This is a genomic window from Streptomyces iakyrus (assembly GCF_000717055.1).
Lineage (GTDB): Bacteria > Actinomycetota > Actinomycetes > Streptomycetales > Streptomycetaceae > Streptomyces > Streptomyces iakyrus.
The window spans coordinates 428,415-447,432 of record NZ_JNXI01000004.1; the positions used below are offsets into that span (position 1 = coordinate 428,415).

Annotated in this window: 13 protein-coding genes and 2 pseudogenes; 12 read left to right on the forward strand and 3 right to left on the reverse strand. The window is 71.6% G+C overall.

The genetic code is table 11. The annotated features are described in order from the left end of the window. Window positions 1-98: 98 nt before the first annotated feature. Window positions 99-413: a hypothetical protein gene (locus OO68_RS10040; protein ID WP_051814566.1), complete on the reverse strand. Its 315-nt coding sequence runs from the start codon at window positions 411-413 to the stop codon at window positions 99-101. 64 nt (window positions 414-477) lie between these two features. On the opposite strand from OO68_RS10040, the gene OO68_RS47530 reads away from it, so the two are divergent. The 5 genes and pseudogenes from OO68_RS47530 to OO68_RS10055 all read left to right on the forward strand — a co-directional run bounded on the left by OO68_RS47530 (window position 478) and on the right by OO68_RS10055 (window position 4,326). Beyond that, a complete protein-coding gene (locus tag OO68_RS47530; RefSeq protein ID WP_051814567.1) occupies window positions 478-1,566 on the forward strand; it encodes a DEAD/DEAH box helicase in 1,089 nt (362 codons plus the stop codon). After that, the gene (locus OO68_RS47535) at window positions 1,503-2,630 is read left to right on the forward strand and encodes a DUF3427 domain-containing protein (protein WP_051814568.1); all 1,128 of its coding nucleotides are present in this window, start codon (window positions 1,503-1,505) and stop codon (window positions 2,628-2,630) included. The genes OO68_RS47530 and OO68_RS47535 overlap by 64 nt, the downstream gene beginning before the upstream one ends. A 201-nt stretch (window positions 2,631-2,831) precedes the next feature. Beyond that, window positions 2,832-3,401, forward strand: a pseudogene (locus tag OO68_RS43865) (IS5 family transposase); the annotation flags it as partial. Between the two features lie 127 nt (window positions 3,402-3,528). Then, the gene (gene panD, locus OO68_RS10050) at window positions 3,529-3,948 is read left to right on the forward strand and encodes an aspartate 1-decarboxylase (RefSeq protein WP_033307857.1); all 420 of its coding nucleotides are present in this window, start codon (window positions 3,529-3,531) and stop codon (window positions 3,946-3,948) included. A 33-nt stretch (window positions 3,949-3,981) separates the two neighbouring features. After that, window positions 3,982-4,326, forward strand: a complete 345-nt coding sequence (locus OO68_RS10055; protein WP_033307858.1) for a GNAT family N-acetyltransferase — start codon at window positions 3,982-3,984, stop codon at window positions 4,324-4,326. A 484-nt stretch (window positions 4,327-4,810) separates the two neighbouring features. Here OO68_RS10055 and gnd read toward each other — a convergent pair whose 3' ends face one another. Then, window positions 4,811-6,250, reverse strand: coding sequence for an NADP-dependent phosphogluconate dehydrogenase (gene gnd, locus OO68_RS10060; RefSeq protein ID WP_033307859.1), 1,440 nt, complete (start codon window positions 6,248-6,250; stop codon window positions 4,811-4,813). Between the two features lie 350 nt (window positions 6,251-6,600). On the opposite strand from gnd, the gene OO68_RS10065 reads away from it, so the two are divergent. Further along, window positions 6,601-7,824: a transglycosylase family protein gene (locus OO68_RS10065; protein WP_033307860.1), complete on the forward strand. Its 1,224-nt coding sequence runs from the start codon at window positions 6,601-6,603 to the stop codon at window positions 7,822-7,824. Window positions 7,825-8,740: 916 nt separating this feature from the next. Here OO68_RS10065 and OO68_RS47540 read toward each other — a convergent pair. Next, window positions 8,741-9,643 (reverse strand): annotated as a pseudogene (locus tag OO68_RS47540) (DMT family transporter); the annotation flags it as partial. Between the two features lie 210 nt (window positions 9,644-9,853). Here OO68_RS47540 and OO68_RS10075 point away from each other — a divergent pair. From OO68_RS10075 to OO68_RS10100, 6 genes are all read left to right on the forward strand, one after another. Beyond that, window positions 9,854-10,609: a (2Fe-2S)-binding protein gene (locus tag OO68_RS10075; RefSeq protein WP_063739306.1), complete on the forward strand. Its 756-nt coding sequence runs from the start codon at window positions 9,854-9,856 to the stop codon at window positions 10,607-10,609. 39 nt (window positions 10,610-10,648) lie between these two features. Continuing rightward, entirely contained in the window at window positions 10,649-11,800 is a 1,152-nt protein-coding gene (gene glgA, locus OO68_RS10080) for a glycogen synthase (protein WP_033307862.1), read from the forward strand. 51 nt (window positions 11,801-11,851) lie between these two features. After that, a complete protein-coding gene (glgC, locus tag OO68_RS10085) occupies window positions 11,852-13,072 on the forward strand; it encodes a glucose-1-phosphate adenylyltransferase (protein WP_033307863.1) in 1,221 nt (406 codons plus the stop codon). A gap of 114 nt (window positions 13,073-13,186) precedes the next feature. Then, a complete protein-coding gene (locus OO68_RS10090; RefSeq protein WP_033307864.1) occupies window positions 13,187-15,805 on the forward strand; it encodes a glycoside hydrolase family 2 in 2,619 nt (872 codons plus the stop codon). 144 nt (window positions 15,806-15,949) lie between these two features. Further along, window positions 15,950-17,293, forward strand: coding sequence for a wax ester/triacylglycerol synthase family O-acyltransferase (locus OO68_RS10095; protein WP_033307865.1), 1,344 nt, complete (start codon window positions 15,950-15,952; stop codon window positions 17,291-17,293). Window positions 17,294-17,397: 104 nt separating this feature from the next. Next, window positions 17,398-18,900, forward strand: a complete 1,503-nt coding sequence (locus tag OO68_RS10100) for an SDR family NAD(P)-dependent oxidoreductase (protein ID WP_033307866.1) — start codon at window positions 17,398-17,400, stop codon at window positions 18,898-18,900. Window positions 18,901-19,018: the final 118 nt, after the last annotated feature.

Sequence of the window (19,018 nt, forward strand, 5' to 3'; positions counted from 1 at the left end):
TTGCCTTGCACGGCGGATGTGAAGGGCAGCCGAGCGATACCCCGCAGTCGACTCACGGCGAAACCGGGCTGCGGCAGCGGTCAAACACTGCATCCCGCTCACTCCCAGGTCCAGTCCGGGTCCCGACGGTGGAACTCGGTAACGGCCAGCTCGAAGAATTGGTCGGAAGGCTTCCGGCTGGATCCATTGACCACCAGTGCTGACAGCATCGGCTCGGGACCGGTGCTGTCTCTGCGGCAGACGTCTGCCAGCGGAAGCGACATCATCCGGCTGTGGTAATGCCCCCGGTGCTCCGGTGCCACGGCCTCGCTCAGCGCCCTGTAGGTGTCGGTCCGACCCTCTCGGGCCCACCCCTTCAGAATCGCCACCATGGCGTACCAGGCAGCCGTGTAGTCCGCATCTCCATACTTCATGTGAGCCCCCTCCAGCCTCGGCCTCGAGCCGGCCGAGCCAGCCGAGCCGACTCCTGCCCGGTACGTGCCCAGCAGCGCGCAGCGCGAGATGCTCGACCGGCTGGACGCCGAGCGTGAGATCCACGACCGGCACCGCAACCTCCTCGTCGCGGTCCCCGGCACCGGCAAGACGGTCATGTCGGCCTTCGACTACCGGCGTCTGCGCGAGAAGCACCAGCGAGACCTGCGGCTGCTCTTCGTCGCGGACCGCATCGAGCTGCTGGACCAGGCGAGCCAGGTCTACGAAGACGTCCTCCTGCACCCGGGCTTCGGAGAGTCGCTGTACGGCGGGGCTGTCCCCGCGGGCTGGAACCACGTGTTCGCCACTGTGCAGTCACTCGGGAGGCACGTGGGCGAACTGGCGCCTGATCACTTCGACGTGATCGTCATCGACGAGTTCCGCGGGGCGGCCACGCCGACGTACCGGAGAATCCTGGACCACTTCAGGCCGTTGGAACTGCTCGGCCTGACGGCGACTCCCGAACGCGTGAACGGCGTAAATATTCAGGACGTGGTCTTCGACGGCCGTATCGCCGCGGAGATGCGGTTGCGGGATGCGCTGGAAAGCGATCAGCTCACCCCTCTCCACTACTTCGGTTTCGGCGACGGCACCGACTATCGCTCGCTGGACTGGAGACGGGGCGAGTACGACGGTGCCGCGCTGTCCAGCCTGCTCTCCGCCGACTGGGCACGGGCACGGCTGGTCCTCCGAGCCGTCCGGGACACGATTGCCGACCCGAGGGCCATGCGGGCCGTCGGCTTCTGCGTCTCCGTAGTACATGCCGAATTCATGGCGCAGTGCTTCCGCGGTGCCGGCCTCGACGCCGTGGCCCTGTCCTCGCGGCTTTCGCACACAAGGCGCCAGGCGGTGGCCTCCTCGCTCCGGGCCGGCGAACTGCAGGCTGTCTTCTGCGTCGACCCGCTCGACGAGCAACACCCGATCCCCGAGGTCGACACACTGCTCCTGCTGCGCCCGAAGTCGAGCACGGTGGGGTTCCTTCAGCAACTCTCAGTCGGCCTCCGCCCGCCGCCGACAAGGCGGTGCTCACTGTGCTCGACTTCATCGGGTACCACCGCAAGGAGTTTCGCCTCGACAACCAGTTCCGCGCCATGACGAGCCTGACACGCCGACAACTGCTGGATCAGATCGAACACTTCCCTCACTTGCCGACCGGCTGCAGCATCGTTCTCGACGACGGGGCCAAGATGCGTCTCGCCGACCACATCAGGGCGCAGTTGGGGGCCAGTTTCATCGAGCGGGCCCGCGAAGTCGGCGAGTACGAGGAGCCGTTACTCGGGCGGTACCTGCGCAGGAGCGGACGGGAAATCACCGAGCTCTACCAGGGCAGAAGCGTCTCGTGGACCGGGCTGTTGCGCCGCACCCATCTGCTGCCGGGCGATCCTCCGGACGGAGAGGAGGCACTCCTGGCGCGGGTCCGTGCCTTCCTCCACGTGGACGACCCAGAGCGGGTCCAGGCCTACACACGCATGCTGGAGGACGACGCCCCGCACTACGGCGATCTGGATGAGCGGGACCGGGTGTACGCCCGCATGCTCTTCTTCCAGCTCTGGCCGCTTGGCGGCATCACGCGTGACGGTTTCACCAGCTACGACGAGGGTTTCGCGGCCCTGCGCCGACAACACGCGTTCCGGGCAGAACTTCGCCAAGTCCTGGCGTACAACCTGGAATGCACCACGCGTGTCCCGATTCCCCTGCGCGCCGTGGGCGGCAGGCGCGACGTCCCTCTGACCGTCCACGCCTCCTACACCCGGGAAGAGATCCTCTCGGCATTGAATGAGGTGGAAATCCGCGGCCCGTTGCCGACCGATTTCCGTCAAGGCGTGAAGTGGTGCGAGTCCACGAGGACCGACGCGCTGTTCATCACGCGGGCGAAGGACTACGCGCTGAGCCCCACCCTGTTCCACTGGGAATCCCCGAGCCACACCTCCGAGACGTCCCGCACGGGGTTGCGGTACCGGAACCACGTCGAGATGGGCACGGATGTCCTGCTGTTCCTCCGGCCGGACAGGACCAGCGACATCGGTAGCCCACAGCCCTGGACGTTCCTCGGCCCGGCCGAGTACGCCAGCCACACCGGCAGCAGCCCCATGGCCGTCACCTGGAGGCTGCGGCGCGAGCTCCCGGCGGCCGTCTGGTCGTACGCGCGGATCTCCTGAACCGCCAGTATGAGGACCTTGACGGCGTGCCTCGGCCGTGTCCATGACCTCGGGCCAATGCATTTTCGTTCTGGCCGACATCCTCGCGGGAGCGCCGCGGTAACCGTCTAGCGATCGACACGAGGCTAAGGGGTCCTTTCGGAATGATCTTCCTGGGGCAGGGTGGAAGTGGAAGTGATTCCGTCCTTGTGGGGGTGGTCCGTGGCGCGGCGGAAGCCGTGGGAGATCAGTGACGAGCTGTGGGCGGTCGTCGAGCCGCTGCTGCCGAAGCATGAGCGGCGGTTCCGGTATCCGGTGCGCAAGCGGATCGATGACCGCAAGACGCTGCAGGGTGTGCTGTTCGTCCTCTACACCGGGATCCAGTGGGAGTACCTGCCGCAGGAGTTGGGGTTCGGTTCCGGGCCTCCCTGCTGGCGGCGGCTGGCCGAGTGGCAGGAGGCCGGGGTGTGGGAGGAACTCCAGCGGGTGCTGCTGGAGCGGCTGCGGGCGGCGGACCGCCTGGACTTCTCCCGCGTCACCGTTGACGCCTCGCACGTGCAGGCCAAGCGAGGTCGAAGCAGCCCAAAAGGCGGCCCGAGTCCGGTTGACCGTGCACGGCCGGGCTCGAAGCACCACGTCCTCACCGACGCGCACGGCACCCCGCGTCGTCCGTGTGCAGAGTGGTCTCCCACATCTTTGATGGCTCACCAGGTAAGTCAGCATCCGGTCAGCATGAGTCGCCGGGCTTTTCCCGGAGGGTCGCCCGAGCAGGCGCCGGCGCGAAAGCCCAGGTGTGAAGCCGTCTTGCCCGAGCGGAGCGATGTTCCTCACAATCCTCGGCCGGCGTATCCCGGTGTACAGTCGAGACCGCCCTTGACCTGCACAGAGCAGGCAGGGAGCCGTCCTTCAGGAGTCCAAAGTGCTGCGTACTCTGTTCAAGTCCAAGATCCACCGAGCCACCGTCACCCAGGCCGACCTGCACTACGTGGGATCCGTGACCATCGACGCCGATCTGCTCGACGCCGCCGATCTGCTGCCCGGCGAGCTCGTGCACATCGTGGACATCACCAACGGGGCCCGGCTGGAGACGTACGTCATCGAGGGCGAGCGCGGATCCGGTGTGATCGGGATCAACGGGGCCGCGGCCCATCTCGTCCACCCCGGCGACCTCGTGATCATCATCAGTTACGCCCAGGTGACGGACGCCGAGGCGCGGGCACTCACCCCCCGGGTCGTGCACGTGGACCACGACAACCGGATCGTGGCCCTCGGCGCCGACCCGTCCGAGCCGGTGCCCGGCTCGGACCAGCAGCGCAGCCCGCAGGCCGTCAAGGCCTGACCCGGGCGGCCGGAACCGAGGAGGAGCGTGTCCATGAGCGACCCTGAGATCCGCGACGACCGGGCGGCGGGCCGGCTGGAGGCCGTGTCCGGCGGTGAAGTCGTCGGCCGCATCGAGTACTTCGTGCTCGAAAGCCCCGAGCGCGCGCTCGTGCCCGTCCACACGATCGTCGAGCCGGCCCACGAGGGCAAAGGCATCGCCGGCTCGCTCGCACGCGAGCTCTACGCCCTCGCCGGCCGCGAGCGCAGCGCCGTCGCCTCGCTCTGCCCGTACGTCACCAAGTGGGCCGAACGCCACCCGGACGAGGCCCAGCCGGCCGACGAGGCGCTCCTCGCGGCGGCGAAGGACTGGCTGAGGGCGCATCCCGGCCGCTTCTGAGATCCCGGCCGCTTTCGAGGGCCGCTCCGTCCTTCCCCCGGCACCCGCTACCCCACCTGGTCCCCTCCCGTCCCGCTGGGGAGTGACTGCGGAGGCGGGTGCCGGGTAGGCGGGGGTAGTCCAGAGCCGGAGCCGTCCTACTGGCTGGAGGACCTGATGACGAACCCGATCCCCGACCCCGTGCCGCCGGCGCCGACACCGGGCCCCGATCCCCAGCGCCCGGACCCTCATCCCGACCCGGTGCCGAACCCACAGCCCCCGCCGGGCCCGGAGCCGACCCCTCCGCCACCCGCGCCCACCCCGCCGGCGCCCCCGGGCCCCGACCCCGTGCCGGGTCCCGACCCGTCCCCGATTCCCCCGGGGCCGGAGCCCGTGCCGAACCCGGAGCCCGGCCCGCCACTGTCCTGACCCCCGTATGCGAGCGGGGCGGTGGACGGCGCCTCGTGCCGTCCACCGCCCCGCTCACCTTCCTGAGCGGCAGCGCCTACGCGGAGGTCTCCGACCGGTCCCCGCCCCACAGCGTGTGGAACGAGCCGTCGCGGTCCACCCGGCGGTAGGTGTGCGCACCGAAGTAGTCCCGCTGCCCCTGCGTCAGCGCCGCCGGCAGCCGCTCCGCGCGCAGCGCGTCGTAGTAGGCGAGGGCCGCGGCGAAACCGGGTGTCGGCACACCCTGGCGGGTCGCGGCGACCAGCACCTCGCGCCAGTCGTCCTGGGCGTCCGCGATCTCCTGCGCGAACGTCGCGTCCGACAGCAGGCTCGGCAGGTCGGGACGGGCGTCGTACGCGGCACGGATCCGGTCGAGGAACGCCGCGCGGATGATGCAGCCGCCCCGCCACAGCGCGGAAACCGCACCGAGGTCGATGTCCCAGCCGTACTCGCCGCGGGCGGCGTCGATCTCGTGGAAGCCCTGCGTGTACGACACGATCTTCGACGCGTACAGCGCCTGCTCCACCCGGTCGGCGAACCTCCGGGCCTCCGCCTCGCTCAGCGGCTTTGCCTTCGGGCCCGCCAGCTCGCGCGAGGCCTCCCGCAGGGCCGCGTGGCCCGACAGCGACCGCGCGAACACCGCCTCGGCGATACCGGACACCGGCACACCCAGGTCCAGCGCGATCTGCACGGTCCAGCGGCCGGTGCCCTTCTGCTCGGCCTGGTCCACCACCACGTCCACGAACGGCTTGCCCGTCTCGGCGTCGACGTGCGACAGCACCTCGGCCGTGATCTCGATCAGGTACGAGTCGAGACGGCCCCGGTTCCAGGTGCGGAAGATCTCCGCGATCTCGGCGGGGGAGTAGCCGGCGACGTCCCGCAGCAGCTGGTACGCCTCGCCGATGAGCTGCATGTCCGCGTACTCGATGCCGTTGTGCACCATCTTCACGAAGTGCCCGGCACCGTCCGGACCGACGTGGGAGACGCACGGCGAGCCGTCCGCCGCCTTCGCCGAGATCTTCTCCAGCATCGGGCCGAGCGAGTCGTAGGACTCCTTCGGGCCACCCGGCATGATGCTCGGGCCGTTCAGCGCGCCCTCCTCACCGCCGGAGACGCCCATGCCGACGAAGTGGATGCCCTGCTCACGCAGGTCGCGCTCGCGGCGCCGGGTGTCGGCGAAGTGCGCGTTGCCGCCGTCGATGATCATGTCGCCGGGCTCCAGCAGCGGCGCGAACTCCTGGATCACCGCGTCCGTCGGCTCACCGGCCTTCACCATCACGACCAGCCGCCGCGGCCGCTCCAGCGCCGCCACGAAGTCCTTGGCGCTCTCGCACGCGACGAACTCCCCCTCGCCGCCGAACTCCTCCACCAGGGCGTGCATGCGCGCGGGCGTCCGGTTGTGCACCGCGACCGTGTAGCCGTTGCGGGCGAAGTTGCGGGCGAGGTTGCGGCCCATGACCGCGAGACCCGTGACGCCGATCTGCGCTGTACTGCTCATTCGGTTCGCTCCTAAAGACCTCGGTATCGGTGCTGCCGGTGGGAGGTGCCCGCGGGCATCCCCCGTCGACCATCCTGACGTGCCGCTACTTCCAACGCACGCCCGGGTCGCACGGCGTGGCGCAGGCTGATACGGACGAGAGCCCCGTCGCACTCAGCCGACGGGTGCGCCCCGCGCGCGTCGCACCGGCGCACGGTGTGCCGTGCACGGTGCACCGCCGTGGCGCGCGTCGCGCAACAGGGGCCTCATACCGGCCATTTGGACTCCCGGGCGGCGAAAAGCCGTCTTGTTCTGGCCGGTTCGCAGCGCTTACTTTTGCCCCTCCTGACGCATGTCTAGGGGGGCTTTCGATGGCCGTACGCGGCCGGCACCGCCGGTATCAGCCGAACAGGATCAACCGCGCCTCGCTCACCGTCACGGCGGGCGGCGCGGGCATGGCACTGCCGTTCATGGGCACCGGCGCCGCCCAGGCGGCGGACGTGGACACCTGGAACAAGGTCGCCGCCTGCGAGTCCACCAACAACTGGAGCATCAACTCCGGCAACGGCTTCTACGGCGGACTGCAGTTCACCCAGTCCACCTGGGAGGCCTACGGCGGCCGGGCCTACGCGGCCCGCGCTGACCTCGCGAGCAAGGACCAGCAGATCGCCGTCGCGGAGAAGGTCCTCGACGGACAGGGGCCGGGCGCCTGGCCGGTCTGCTCCAAGCGGGCCGGACTGACCCGGGGCGGCGGCGAGCCCGACATCCGGCCGGCCACCGAGCGCACGCAGCAGAAGGACGCCAAGAAGAAGACCTCCATCGAGGACGTACGGCCGCAGTCCACGCCGCAGTCCCGGGCGGGCAACGCCGAAATGTACACCGTGGTCCGCGGCGACACCCTCTCCCGCATCGCGGACGACCAGGACGTCCGGGGCGGCTGGCAGGGGCTGTACGCGGCCAACCGCGCGGCCATAGGGTCGGACCCCGATCTGATCGTGCCCGGCCAGCGCCTGGCGCTGCGCGGCGAGGGCGCCACGAAGACACGGCCCGAGCACAGGCCGGCGCCGTCGGCCGAGCCCGCGACGAAGAAGCCGGCCCAGGACCGCGCCAAGGAGCGGCCCAAGGAGCGGTCCGCGGAGCGTTCCAAGGACGAGAGCAGGGAGCGTGCCGACCGGTCCACGGCCACCCGGCAGGGATTCGTCGCCCCCGTCAACGCCTCCCTCGGGACGCCCTACCGCAAGGCCGGGTCCGCCTGGTCGAAGGGTTACCACACCGGCATCGACTTCCCCGTGCCCACCGGCACGACGGTCAAGTCGGTCGCGTCGGGCAGCGTGGTCAGCGCGGGGTGGGGCGGCTCGTACGGCTACCAGATCGTGGTCCGGCACGCCGACGGCCGCTACAGCCAGTACGCCCATCTCTCCGCGATCTCCGTGCGGGACGGGCAGTCGGTGAGCGCCGGTCAGCGGATCGGCCGCTCCGGCTCCACCGGCAACAGCTCGGGCCCGCATCTGCACTTCGAGGTGCGGACGGGGCCCGGCTTCGGCTCGGACGTGGACCCGGTGGCGTACCTCCGGGCCGGCGGCGTCAGGATCTGACACGCATGCGGTGCCGGTCGATCACGGGCAACGGGACGTACGGGATGCCGTAGAAGGGCACGTAGGAGAACGGGCGATCGTCGTCGGAGGCCGCCGCCACCGACGACTCCCCGCCCTCGTACGAGGCGTCCGCCCCGCCAGCCCCCTGCACGAACACGGCGGCCGGTGTGTCCGGGACGACGGCTGATGCCACCGGCTCCGCCGCGAGCACACCCGCCGCCGCTTCCTCCGGCCGTGGCGCGAGCGCGGCGGCCGGTGTGTCCGGCACGAGGACTGCGGCCGCCGCTTGCGGGCCGGGCACGAGTACGGCGGCGGTCGCCTGCGGCCCGGGCACGAGTACCCCGGCCGGTGCGTCCGCCCCGGATACCGGCACCGCCGCCGCTGCCACCGGCTCCGGTTCGCGCACGGCGGCCGTCGCGTCCAGGCCCGGCACGATCGCCCCGGCCGGTGCGTCCGCCCCGGATACCGGCACCGCCGCCGCTGCCACCGGCTCCGGTTCGCGCACGGCGGCCGGGGCGTCCGGTCCCGGTACGCGGGCTGCGGCCGTTTCCTGCGCCCTCGGCACGATCACCGCGTCGGGCGCGTCCGGCCGTGGCACGAACACCGCGGCCGATGCGTCCGCCCCAGACACCGGCACCGCTGCCGCAGCCGCTGCCACAGGCTCCGGCACCCGCACGCCCGCCGTATCGCCCGCCCTCGGCACGATCACCGCGGCCCGTGTGCCCGGCCCCGGCACGAGTACCGCCGCCGTCGCCACCGGCTTCCTTACCAGCACGTCCTCCACGCCCAGCCCGGCCCGCGTCCCGGCAGGGACCCTGGCAGGGACACCGCCCGGGATACCGTCCGGGCTCGCCGGTTCTCCCACCTGCTCGGGCAGGCCGCCCAGGCCCACCCGCTCCGGCGCCCGGCTCGGGCCTTCGGCCGGCAGGGCCCGCGTGCCCGCCCCGCTCGGCGCCTGCGCAGACCCGGCGGGAACCGCGTCCGGGTGCTCGTGCGTGAGCCGCTCCGTCGTGAGCAGGATCAGGCCGCCCGCCGCGACCACACCGCAGCCCAGCGCGAGCACCGTGCCCGTCGTGCCGTAACGGAAGGTTTCTCCGAACATCGTGATGCCCACCGCGGCCGCCACCACCGGGTTCACGACCGTCAGCGTGGCCAGCGGGGCCGCGAGGCCGGCGCCCCGGTAGGCGGCCTGCGACAGCAGCATGCCGGCCGTGGCCAGGACGCCGATCACGGCGAGGGACGGCACGTCGGCCGCCGACACACCGCCGGTCCAGTCGACCGCGACGGTCTTGGTGAACACCGAGGACATGCCGAACGCGATGCCGGAGGCGGTCGCCAGCAGCATGCTGCGGACCGCCGGGTGCCGGTGCGCGGCCCGCGCGGCGATCATCAGCGCCACCACCACACCCGCGGTGACGACGGCGACGGCCACCCGCTCCGGCGCGTTCAGCGACCGCGCGTCGGACGCGGCGACCAGGGACAGCAGACCGGCGAGACCCACCGTCGCCATGATCGCGCCCCGCCAGGCCGTGGCACCGGCCTTGCGGCCGACGAACAACGCCGCCATCGGCAGGGCCACCACGATGGTCAGCGCGCCGAGCGGCTGGACCAGGCTCAGCGGCCCGTAGGCCAGTGCCACCACGTGCAGCAGTCCACCGAGGCCGTTCAGCCCGACCGCCGCCCACCAGCCCGGCCGCCGCAGCGGCGCGTACTGCTCGCCCGGCGACGACTCCGCCACCCGCTCCTGCACGATCGCCCCGCCCGCGTAGGCGAACGCGGAGACGAGGGACAGCAGGACGGACAACGCGAGGGCGCTCATCGGCTGCTCCTCTGCGTCAGGCGGGGGCGCTCGGCCCGGCGCGGCGAAAGGTGGGCTTTCATGACCAACACCCTGCCGTGTCCAGGTCTTCCCGTCGTCGTCCCTGAGCACTCATTGGGTCCTACTGCCGGTGGAGTACGCGAGGAACCCCCTCATCCCCAGGGTGGGGGAGACCGGCCGGGGGCCACCGGGTCGCGTCCCTTAGGGGCCTTGGTACTACTGCTCTTCGTGGACCTCGACCCCGACCTCGCCGCGCTCCGCCCGCTCGCCGGCTTCTTCGTGCTGCGCACGGAACGAGCATCGGCCGGGTCCCTTCCCACTCTCGCACAGGCCTACGCCGAGACGTCACCGGATGTGTCGGCAAATCCCCTGATTTTTCGCGTGCGGAAGGTCGCGACCGCCCTGCGTGCCCCGGAGTTGCGCGTCGCCGCGTCCGTGACCCACCAGGGACTCGCGGCCCGGCTCTGGTCGATCGCCCTCGGCTGCGCCGCGCTCTACGGCTCCGTCCCCGACCTCCACGCCCGGCTGCTGCACTGGGACGCCGACGGCAGCGCCCCCGACGACCTGTGGCTGACGGACGTACGGCAGTTGCCGGGGGACGCGCCGTCCCTCGCGGACGTCGTCCTGCACGGCCACCTCGTCCCACTGGCGGCGGCCCTGCGCGCCCACCACGGCCTCGCCCCGGGCCTGCTGCGCGGCAACGCCGCCTCCGCCCTGGCCGGTGCCGCCCGGGAACTTGACCGCTGGGCCGCGCGGCACGGCCGTACGGACGTCGCCGCCCGGGCCCGGTCCCTGACCGCCGAACTCCTCGCGCACCCCCTGCTCACCGGCGCCGGGACCCTCACCGGGACCGCGTTCCGGCGCCGCAGCTGCTGCCTGTACTACCGGGTGCCCGGCGGGGGCGTGTGCGGCGACTGCTGCTTCCCGCGGCCGCCCCGCTCTTCCCCACGCGCCCCTTCTGGGTGACCATGAAAGGGAACGGCCGCTGAGAGCAGGGAGTTGCGGGTGCGCGTCGGACTGCTGACCCGGGAGTACCCGCCGGATGTGTACGGCGGTGCGGGCGTCCATGTGGAGTTCCTCGCCCGCGAGCTCAGACCGCTCGTCGACCTGGACGTGCACTGCTGGGGGGAGGGCCGCGCCGACGGCGTGCTGCGCCACCGGCCCTGGTCCGCACTCGACGGCGCCAACGACGCGCTGCGCACCTTCTCCGTCGACCTCGCGATGGCCGCCGCCCTCGAAGGCCGCGAGCTCGTCCACTCCCACACCTGGTACGCCAACCTCGGCGGCCACCTCGCCAAGCTCCTGTACGGCGTCCCGCACGTGATGACCGCGCACTCCCTGGAGCCCCTGCGCCCCTGGAAGGCCGAACAGCTCGGCGGCGGCTACGAGCTGTCCAGCTGGGCGGAACGCACCGCGATTGAGGCCGCCGACGCGGTGATCGCCGTCTCCGGAGCCATGCGCGAGGACATCCTCGGCTGCTACCCGGCGCTGGACCCGGAGCGGGTTCACGTCGTGCACAACGGCATCGACACGAGCCTGTACCGGCCCGACCACGGCACGGACGCCCTGGACCGGATCGGCCTGGACCGCTCCCGCCCGTACGTGCTGTTCGTCGGCCGGATCACCCGGCAGAAGGGCGTGCCCCACCTGCTGCGCGCGGTGCGGGACATCGACCCGGCCGCACAGGTCGTGCTGTGCGCGGGCGCACCGGACACGCCGGAGATCGACCAGGAGTTCCGCGAGCTGTTCGGGGAGCTGAGCGCGGTCCGCGACGGGGTGTTCTGGATCCCGAAGATGCTGCCGCGCCCGGAGGTGATCCAGCTCCTCACGCACGCCGCCCTCTTCGTCTGCCCGTCGGTGTACGAGCCGCTCGGCATCGTGAACCTGGAGGCGATGGCCTGCGGCACCCCCGTGGTGGCCTCGGCGGTCGGCGGCATTCCCGAGGTGGTGGACGACGGCACGACCGGGCTGCTCGTCCCGACCGGCGACGGCTTCGAGGCCGGGCTCGCCCGGGCCATGGACACCGTCCTGGCCGACCCGGCGGCCGCCGGGAGGATGGGCGAGGCCGGGCGGGAGCGCGCGGTCGGCGAGTTCGGCTGGGACGCGGTGGCCCGGCGCACGGTCCGGCTCTACGAGGAGATCGTCAAACAGGCTTAGTGGGTACTGCTCAGGGGCAGGCATCGGGAAATCGGCGTGAGGGGAGCGGCCATGCGTGGTGGTGGTCCTTCGGTCCTGGGGATCGTGCTGGCGGGCGGCGAGGGCAAGCGGCTGATGCCCCTGACCGCGGACCGTGCCAAACCGGCGGTGACCTTCGGCGGCACGTACCGCCTGGTCGACTTCGTCCTGTCCAACCTCGTCAACGCCGATGTCCTGCGCATCTGCGTCCTGACGCAGTACAAGTCGCACTCGCTCGACCGGCACATCACGACCACCTGGCGGATGTCCAACCTGCTGGGCAACTACGTCACGCCCGTGCCCGCCCAGCAGCGCCTCGGCCCGCGCTGGTATCTGGGCAGCGCCGACGCGATCCTGCAGTCGCTGAACCTCGTCTACGACGAGCAGCCCGAGTACGTCGCCGTATTCGGCGCCGACCACGTCTACCGCATGGACCCCCGCCAGATGCTCGCCCAGCACATCGAGAGCGGTGCGGGCGTGACCGTCGCCGGGATCCGGGTGCCGCGCACCGAGTCCTCGGCCTTCGGGGTGATCACCCCCGGCTCGGACGGGCAGACGGTGGAGCGCTTCCTGGAGAAGCCGTCGGCCCCGCCCGGCCTTGCGGACGACCCCGACTGCGTCTTCGCCTCGATGGGCAACTACATCTTCACCACCAAGGCCCTCATCGAGGCGCTCAAGCGGGACGCGGAGGACGGGGCCTCCGTGCACGACATGGGCGGGTCGATCCTGCCCCAGCTCACCGACCGGGGCGAGGCCGCGCTCTACGACTTCAGCGCCAACCACGTGCCCGGCGAGACCACCCGCGACCAGGGCTACTGGCGGGACGTCGGGACACTGGACGCCTACTACGAGGCCCATATGGACCTCATCGCCGAGCGCCCCGCGTTCAACCTGTACAATCGCAGCTGGCCGATCTACACCCACTCGTACCAGCTCTCGCCGGCCCGGTTCAACGCGGGCGGCATCGCCAGCGAGTCCATCATCAGCGCGGGCTGCCTGGTGCGCGGACAGGTCACGCGGTCCGTGCTGTCGCCGGGTGTGGTGGTCGACCCGGGGGCCGTGGTGCAGGGTTCGGTGCTGCACGACAACGTGCACATCGGCCGGGGCGCGGTGGTGCGCGGCGCCGTCCTCGACAAGAACGTCGAAGTGCCGCCGGGCGCGACCATCGGCGTCAACCCCGAGCGGGATGCGGAGCTCTACACGGTGTCCAAGGGCGGCGTGATCGCCCTGGGGAAGGGACAGTTGGTCACCTGAGCCGCGCGGCGGTCCCGGGGACTTTGTCCTGCCTCTGGACGAAGTCCGGGATCCGTGTTGTCATGCCTTCGTCTCTCCTCACCGTGTGCATGACAACGTTTTCATGGAGGTTCCGTGCGTCCCCGACGCCTCAGAAACCGCCTCGCGTTACTGCTCGCCGCGCTCCTCGCCCTCACGGGCCTGAGCGCGGTCCCCGCCCTCGCGGACGACCCGGCCGAGATCCACGGCCTCAAGGGCGAGTACTACACCCACTCAGCCCCGGGCGCCTTCGACTTCCACACCCTCAAGGCGACGGCCTTCGACCAGGACCTCGACTTCGACACCCTGGAGCCGCGCCTGAACTTCACCACCGGACGGTCCGACGACGTCAGCGTCCGCTGGACCGGGAAGATCGTCCCGGACCGGACCGGGCCGCACGCCTTCTCGGTCAGCGCCGACAACGGCTTCCGCCTCTGGATCGACGGCCGGCTCGCCATCGACCACTGGGTCGACGACTGGGACCGCGAGCAGACCGCCGAGCCCGTCGACCTCACTGCCGGCCGGGCGTACGACATCAAGGTCGAGTACTTCGAGCACTACGGCGGGTCCAACCTCCACCTGCGCTGGACCCGGCCCGGCGCCGCCAAGGAGCCCGTACCGCAGTCGGCGTTCCGCCTTCCGGACGGCTTCGACTACGACGGGGCCCTCGCGGCCACCGTCCAGACCGACGGCCGCACCCTGAAGCTCGACTTCGCCCAGCCCCTCACGGCGCCCCCGGCGGGCTTCACCGACCACCTCGACGCGGTGATCGGCGGCGCGGCGTGGCCGCTGGGCCCGGCCCGGCTCGACCCGTCCGAGCCCACCTCCCTCCTCGTCACCCTCGACGAGCCGGTCGTCGGCAACAGGACCGGCACCGCCCGCGGCACCGCCGACCTCCGCTACGACGGCGAGGGCGGCCTCTCCGGCACCGACGGCAACGTTGTCACGGCGTTCTGGACCAGCGGCCCCAACCGCTCGACCCACCAGCTGCGCACCCGCTGGGCCGACGAGGTGGGCCCCGGCAACGCCCACCCCGAGTACCCCCGCCCCCAGCTGACCCGGGACGCCTGGCGGAGCCTCAACGGCCGCTGGCAGTTCGCGGCCGCCGAGCCGGGCGAACAGCCGCCCGTCGGCCGGACGCTGAAGGAGCGCATCCTCGTCCCGTACCCGGTGGAGTCCCAGCTCTCCGGCATCGAACGGCACGAGGACCGTATGTGGTACCGCCGCACCTTCACCGTCCCCGCCGACTGGGACATCGGCTCCGGCAAGCGGCTCAAGCTCAACTTCGGCGCCGTCGACTGGCGCTCCGAGGTCTACGTCAACGGCACGAAGGTCGTCACCCACGAGGGCGGCTACGACAAGTTCAGCGCGGACGTCACCGACGCGATCGGGCCGGGCCGCGCCCAGGAGCTGATCGTCGGCGTGTACGACCCGACCGACGCGGCCTCCGGCGAGAACCCGCCGCTGGGCAAGCAGCGCCTGGACCCCAGCGGCATCTGGTACACCCCGTCCTCCGGCATCTGGCAGTCGGTCTGGATGGAGCCGGTGGCCCGCGACCACGTCGACTCCCTCAAACTCACCCCGGACGTGGCAGGCGAGACGCTGACCGTGGAGGCGCGGGGCGTCCGGGACGGCGTACCGGTCACGGCGACGGTGTACGAGGGCCGGCGCAAGGTGGCCACGGCGAGCGGCCGCACCGGGACCCCCTTGACCCTGACCGTCCACGACCCCCGCCTCTGGTCGCCCGACGACCCGTTCCTCTATGACCTCAAGGTCAAGGTGGGCGCCGACCGGGTCGGCAGCTACTTCGGCATGCGCTCCATCGCCGTCGAGAAGACCGGCGGCGTGCCCCGTACGGTCCTCAACGGCGAGCCCGTCTTCATGATGGCCACCCTCGACCAGGGCTTCTGGCCCGACGGCCTCCACACGGCACCCACCGACGAGGCTCTGGCGTACGACCTGAAGGCGCACAAGCGGCTGGGGTTCAACTCGGTCCGCAAGCACATCAAGGTCGAGCCGGACCGCTGGTTCTACTGGGCCGACCGGCTCGGGCTGCTGGTGTGGCAGGACATGCCCGCGATGACGGCCGGGGTGAACCCGTCCGCCGCCTCCCGCGCCCGGTACGAGCGTGAGCTGAAGGAGATGATCGACGAGCACATCAGCAGCCCGTCGGTCGTCATGTGGGTGACCTTCAACGAGGGCTGGGGCCAGTACGACGTGGGTCGCATCGCCGCGCAGGCCAAGGCCTGGGACCCCACCCGCCTCGTCAACGGCCAGTCCGGGCTGAACCTGGGCGCCGACGGCGGCACCGGCGACGTCATGGACGAGCACGGCTACCCCAGCCCCGCCCTGCCGCCCCGCCCGGACGGCGAGCGCGCCCTGGTCAGCGGCGAGTACGGCGGCCTGGGCCTGGCCGTGCCCGGCCACGCCTGGTCGGTGCAGCAGTCGTACGTCGACGTCGACCCGGCGACCTACACCGAGGACTACCTGGAGAAGCTGGACGAGGTCCGGGCGCTGGTCTGCAAGGGGAGCAACGGGGCCGTGTACACCCAGATCGCCGACGTCGAGGGTGAGCTGAACGGCTTCCTCACCTACGACCGCGCGGTGCTGAAACCCGACACGGCCCGGCTGAAGGCCGCGCACGAGGCGCTGATCCGTGACGCCTCCCGGGTGACTCCCACCGGGTGCCCGGCGGCGCGACCTGTGCTGGACTGACCGCACATGCACCATAAGTCCCGCCCCTCTCACCGGGGCGGGACTTAATCGGATGTTAACTGTACGTAGCCTGATCGTACTTGACCGTAATCGGGCGGGGGCGGTTGACTGCTGACCCACCCGTCGTCGACGCGAGGCAAGCCCTTGACTGCTGACCTGCTCGCTCCTCTCGACCTGGCGTTCTGGAACCTCGAGTCCGCGGAACACCCGATGCACCTCGGCGCGCTGGGAATCTTCTCGGCCCACTCGCCCGCCGCGGGCGCCCACGCCGCGGACCTGCTGGCGGCCCGGGCCGCCGGAGTCCCCGGGCTGCGGATGCGCATCCGCGACGTGTGGCAGCCGCTGCCCGCCGCCCTGCGCCGGCCGTTCGCCTTCGGCGGCGCGGCCCGGGAGGCGGACCCGGACTTCGACCCCCTGAACCACGTGCGGCTGCACGCCCCGACCGCCGACTTCCAGGCGGTCGCGGGCCGGCTCATGGGGCGCCCCCTGGAGCGCGACCGCCCGCCCTGGGAGGCCCATGTGCTGCCGGGCGAGGACGGCGTCTGCTTCGCCGTGCTGTTCAAGTTCCACCACGCCCTCGCCGACGGGCTGCGGGCGCTGACCCTCGCCGCGGGCGTCATGGACCCGATGGACATGCCCGCCCCCCGGCCCCGCCCGGCCGAGGCTCCGCGCGGCGTCCTGCCGGACGTGCGCGACCTGCCCGGGCTGATGCGCGGCGCCCTGTCGGACATGAGCCGCGCCCTGGACATCGGCGCCGCCGTCGCCCGCTCCTCCCTCGACGTGCGGTCCACCCCCGCGCTCACCTGCGAGCCGAGCGGCACCCGCCGCACCGCCGGAGTCGTGCTCGACCTCGACGACGTGCACCGTATCCGCAAGACCGTCGGCGGCACCGTCAACGACGTCCTCATCGCCGTCGTCGCCGGCGCCCTGCGCCGCTGGCTCGACGAGCGCGGCGACGGCAGCGAGGGCGTCGCGCCCCGCGCCCTGATCCCCGTCTCCAAGCGCCGCCCCCGGACCGCTTACCCGCAGGGCAACCGGCTCTCCGGGTACCTGATACGGCTTCCGGTGGACGACCCCGACCCGTTGGCCCGCCTCGCCTCGGTCCGGGACGCCATGGACCGCAACAAGGACGCCGGCCCCAACCGGGGCGCGGGTGCCGTCGCCCTGCTCGCCGACCACGTGCCCGCCCTCGCCCACCGGCTCGGCGGCCCCCTGGTCGGCCAGGCGGCCCGGATCTGGTTCGACCTCCTGGTGATCAGCGTGCCCCTGCCCAGCCTGGGCCTGAAGCTCGGCGGCCACCCGCTCACCGCCGTCTTCCCCTTCGCCCCGCTGGCCCCCGGCCACTCCCTGGCCGTCGCGGTCTCGACATACCGGGGGAGCGTCCACTACGGGCTCGTCGCCGACGCCGAGGCGGTCCCGGACCTGGACCTGTTCGCCGCGGCCGTCTCCAAGGAGGTGGCGACGCTGATCAAGGCCTGCCGGTCGTGATCAAGGCGACTTTGGCGGTGCGGCCCCGCGCTCCGTAGAATTCCCCCTTCGAAAGCGGGCGCGACCGGCGCGCCGCGACGGCAGAGCAGGGAACGACAGCGGCGATGACGGTGACAGAGGACGGCCCGCAGGCGATGGACGAGGCGAGCGGGCTCTCGTACGGACCCGGCATCGACCCGGAACGCCTGGCCGTCTGCCTCGGTGTGCTGGAGGAGCTCGACAAGCTGGACGTCGACCACCCGGACGCCATCGCCGTCCGCCGGGCCACGGCCGGGATCTACCGCACGGTCAAGCAGCGCCGCCGCCAGGAGCGCCGGGCCGCCAAGACCGCCCACGACAAGGCGGTCACGGAGGCCACGGCGACCGGCTCCGCCCAGCGCATCGACGACGAGACCGAGGGTCTGCTGCCGTCGTCGAACACCGAGGAGGGCAGGATCGCGGGGATACTCCAGCGCCCCCGCTCCTGCTACACCTGCAAGACCCGGTACGTGGAAGTCGACTACTTCTACCACCAGCTCTGTCCGGACTGCGCCCGGGTGAACCGCGAGAAGCGCGACGTCCGCGCCGAGCTCACCGGCAAGCGCGCGCTGCTCACCGGCGGCCGGGCCAAGATCGGCATGTACATCGCGCTGCGGCTGCTGCGCGACGGCGCGCACACCACGGTCACCACCCGCTTCCCCAAGGACGCCATCCGCCGCTTCAAGGCGATGGACGACTCCGCGGACTGGATGCACCGCCTGGAGGTCGTCGGCATCGACCTGCGCGATCCGGCCCAGGCCGTGGCCCTCGCCGACCAGGTCGCCGAGGCGGGCCCGCTCGACATCCTCGTGAACAACGCGACGCAGACCGTGCGCCGCCTGCCCTCCGCCTACGCCGCGCTGGTCGAGGGCGAGAGCGCCCCGCTGCCCGCCGGGGAGCTCCCCGCCCATCACGTCATCGGCGCCTTCAACTCCGGTGCGGTCGACGGCATCGCCGCGCTGCCGCTGGGCACGAGCGGGCTCGACGCCCAGCAGGTCGCCGACCTCGCCCTGGTCGCGGGCAACGCCAGCGTCGAACGGCACCTGGACGGCACGGCGATCGACGCGGGCGGGCTGGTGCCCGACGTGGTCGACTCCAACACCTGGGTGCAGACGATCGAGCAGATCTCGCCCGTCGAGCTGCTGGAAACCCAGCTGTGCAATTACACGGCGCCGTTCATCCTGATCAGCAAGCTGCGGCCGGCCATGGCCGAGGCGGCGAAGAAGGCGGAGAGCGGGCGCGCCTACGTCGTGAACGTGTCCGCGATGGAGGGCGTCTTCGGACGTGGGTACAAGGGCGCCGGGCATCCGAACACCAACGCCGCGAAGGCCGCGATGAACATGGTCACGCGCACCAGCGCCCAGGAGATGTTCCAGACCGACGGCATCCTGATGACCTCGGTCGACACGGGCTGGATCACGGACGAGCGGCCGCACTACGACAAGCTGCGGCTCGCCGAGGCCGGGTTCCACGCGCCGCTGGACCTTGTCGACGGAGCGGCCCGCGTCTACGACCCCATCGTGCGGGGTGAGGCGGGAGAGGACCTCTACGGCGTCTTCCTGAAGGACTACGCGCCCGGCAAGTGGTAGTCGCCCCTGTCCCGTGACGGGCTGTCAAGGACCGTCCGGAAAGCGCCGTCGTCGGCATACGCCGTTCGGGTGATCTGTAAAACGCCCGTCGGCGTACAAAACGGTACGTAAACCGGAG

Bases quoted from the DNA above. Each gene is read 5' to 3' on its own strand.
- OO68_RS10040 (WP_051814566.1), bottom strand. From the start codon at position 413: ATGAAGTATGGAGATGCGGACTACACGGCTGCCTGGTACGCCATGGTG.
- OO68_RS10055 (WP_033307858.1), top strand. From the start codon at position 3,982: ATGAGCGACCCTGAGATCCGCGACGACCGGGCGGCGGGCCGGCTGGAG.
- gnd (WP_033307859.1), bottom strand. From the start codon at position 6,250: ATGAGCAGTACAGCGCAGATCGGCGTCACGGGTCTCGCGGTCATGGGC.
- OO68_RS10065 (WP_033307860.1), top strand. From the start codon at position 6,601: ATGGCCGTACGCGGCCGGCACCGCCGGTATCAGCCGAACAGGATCAAC.
- glgC (WP_033307863.1), top strand. From the start codon at position 11,852: ATGCGTGGTGGTGGTCCTTCGGTCCTGGGGATCGTGCTGGCGGGCGGC.
- OO68_RS10100 (WP_033307866.1), top strand. From the start codon at position 17,398: ATGACGGTGACAGAGGACGGCCCGCAGGCGATGGACGAGGCGAGCGGG.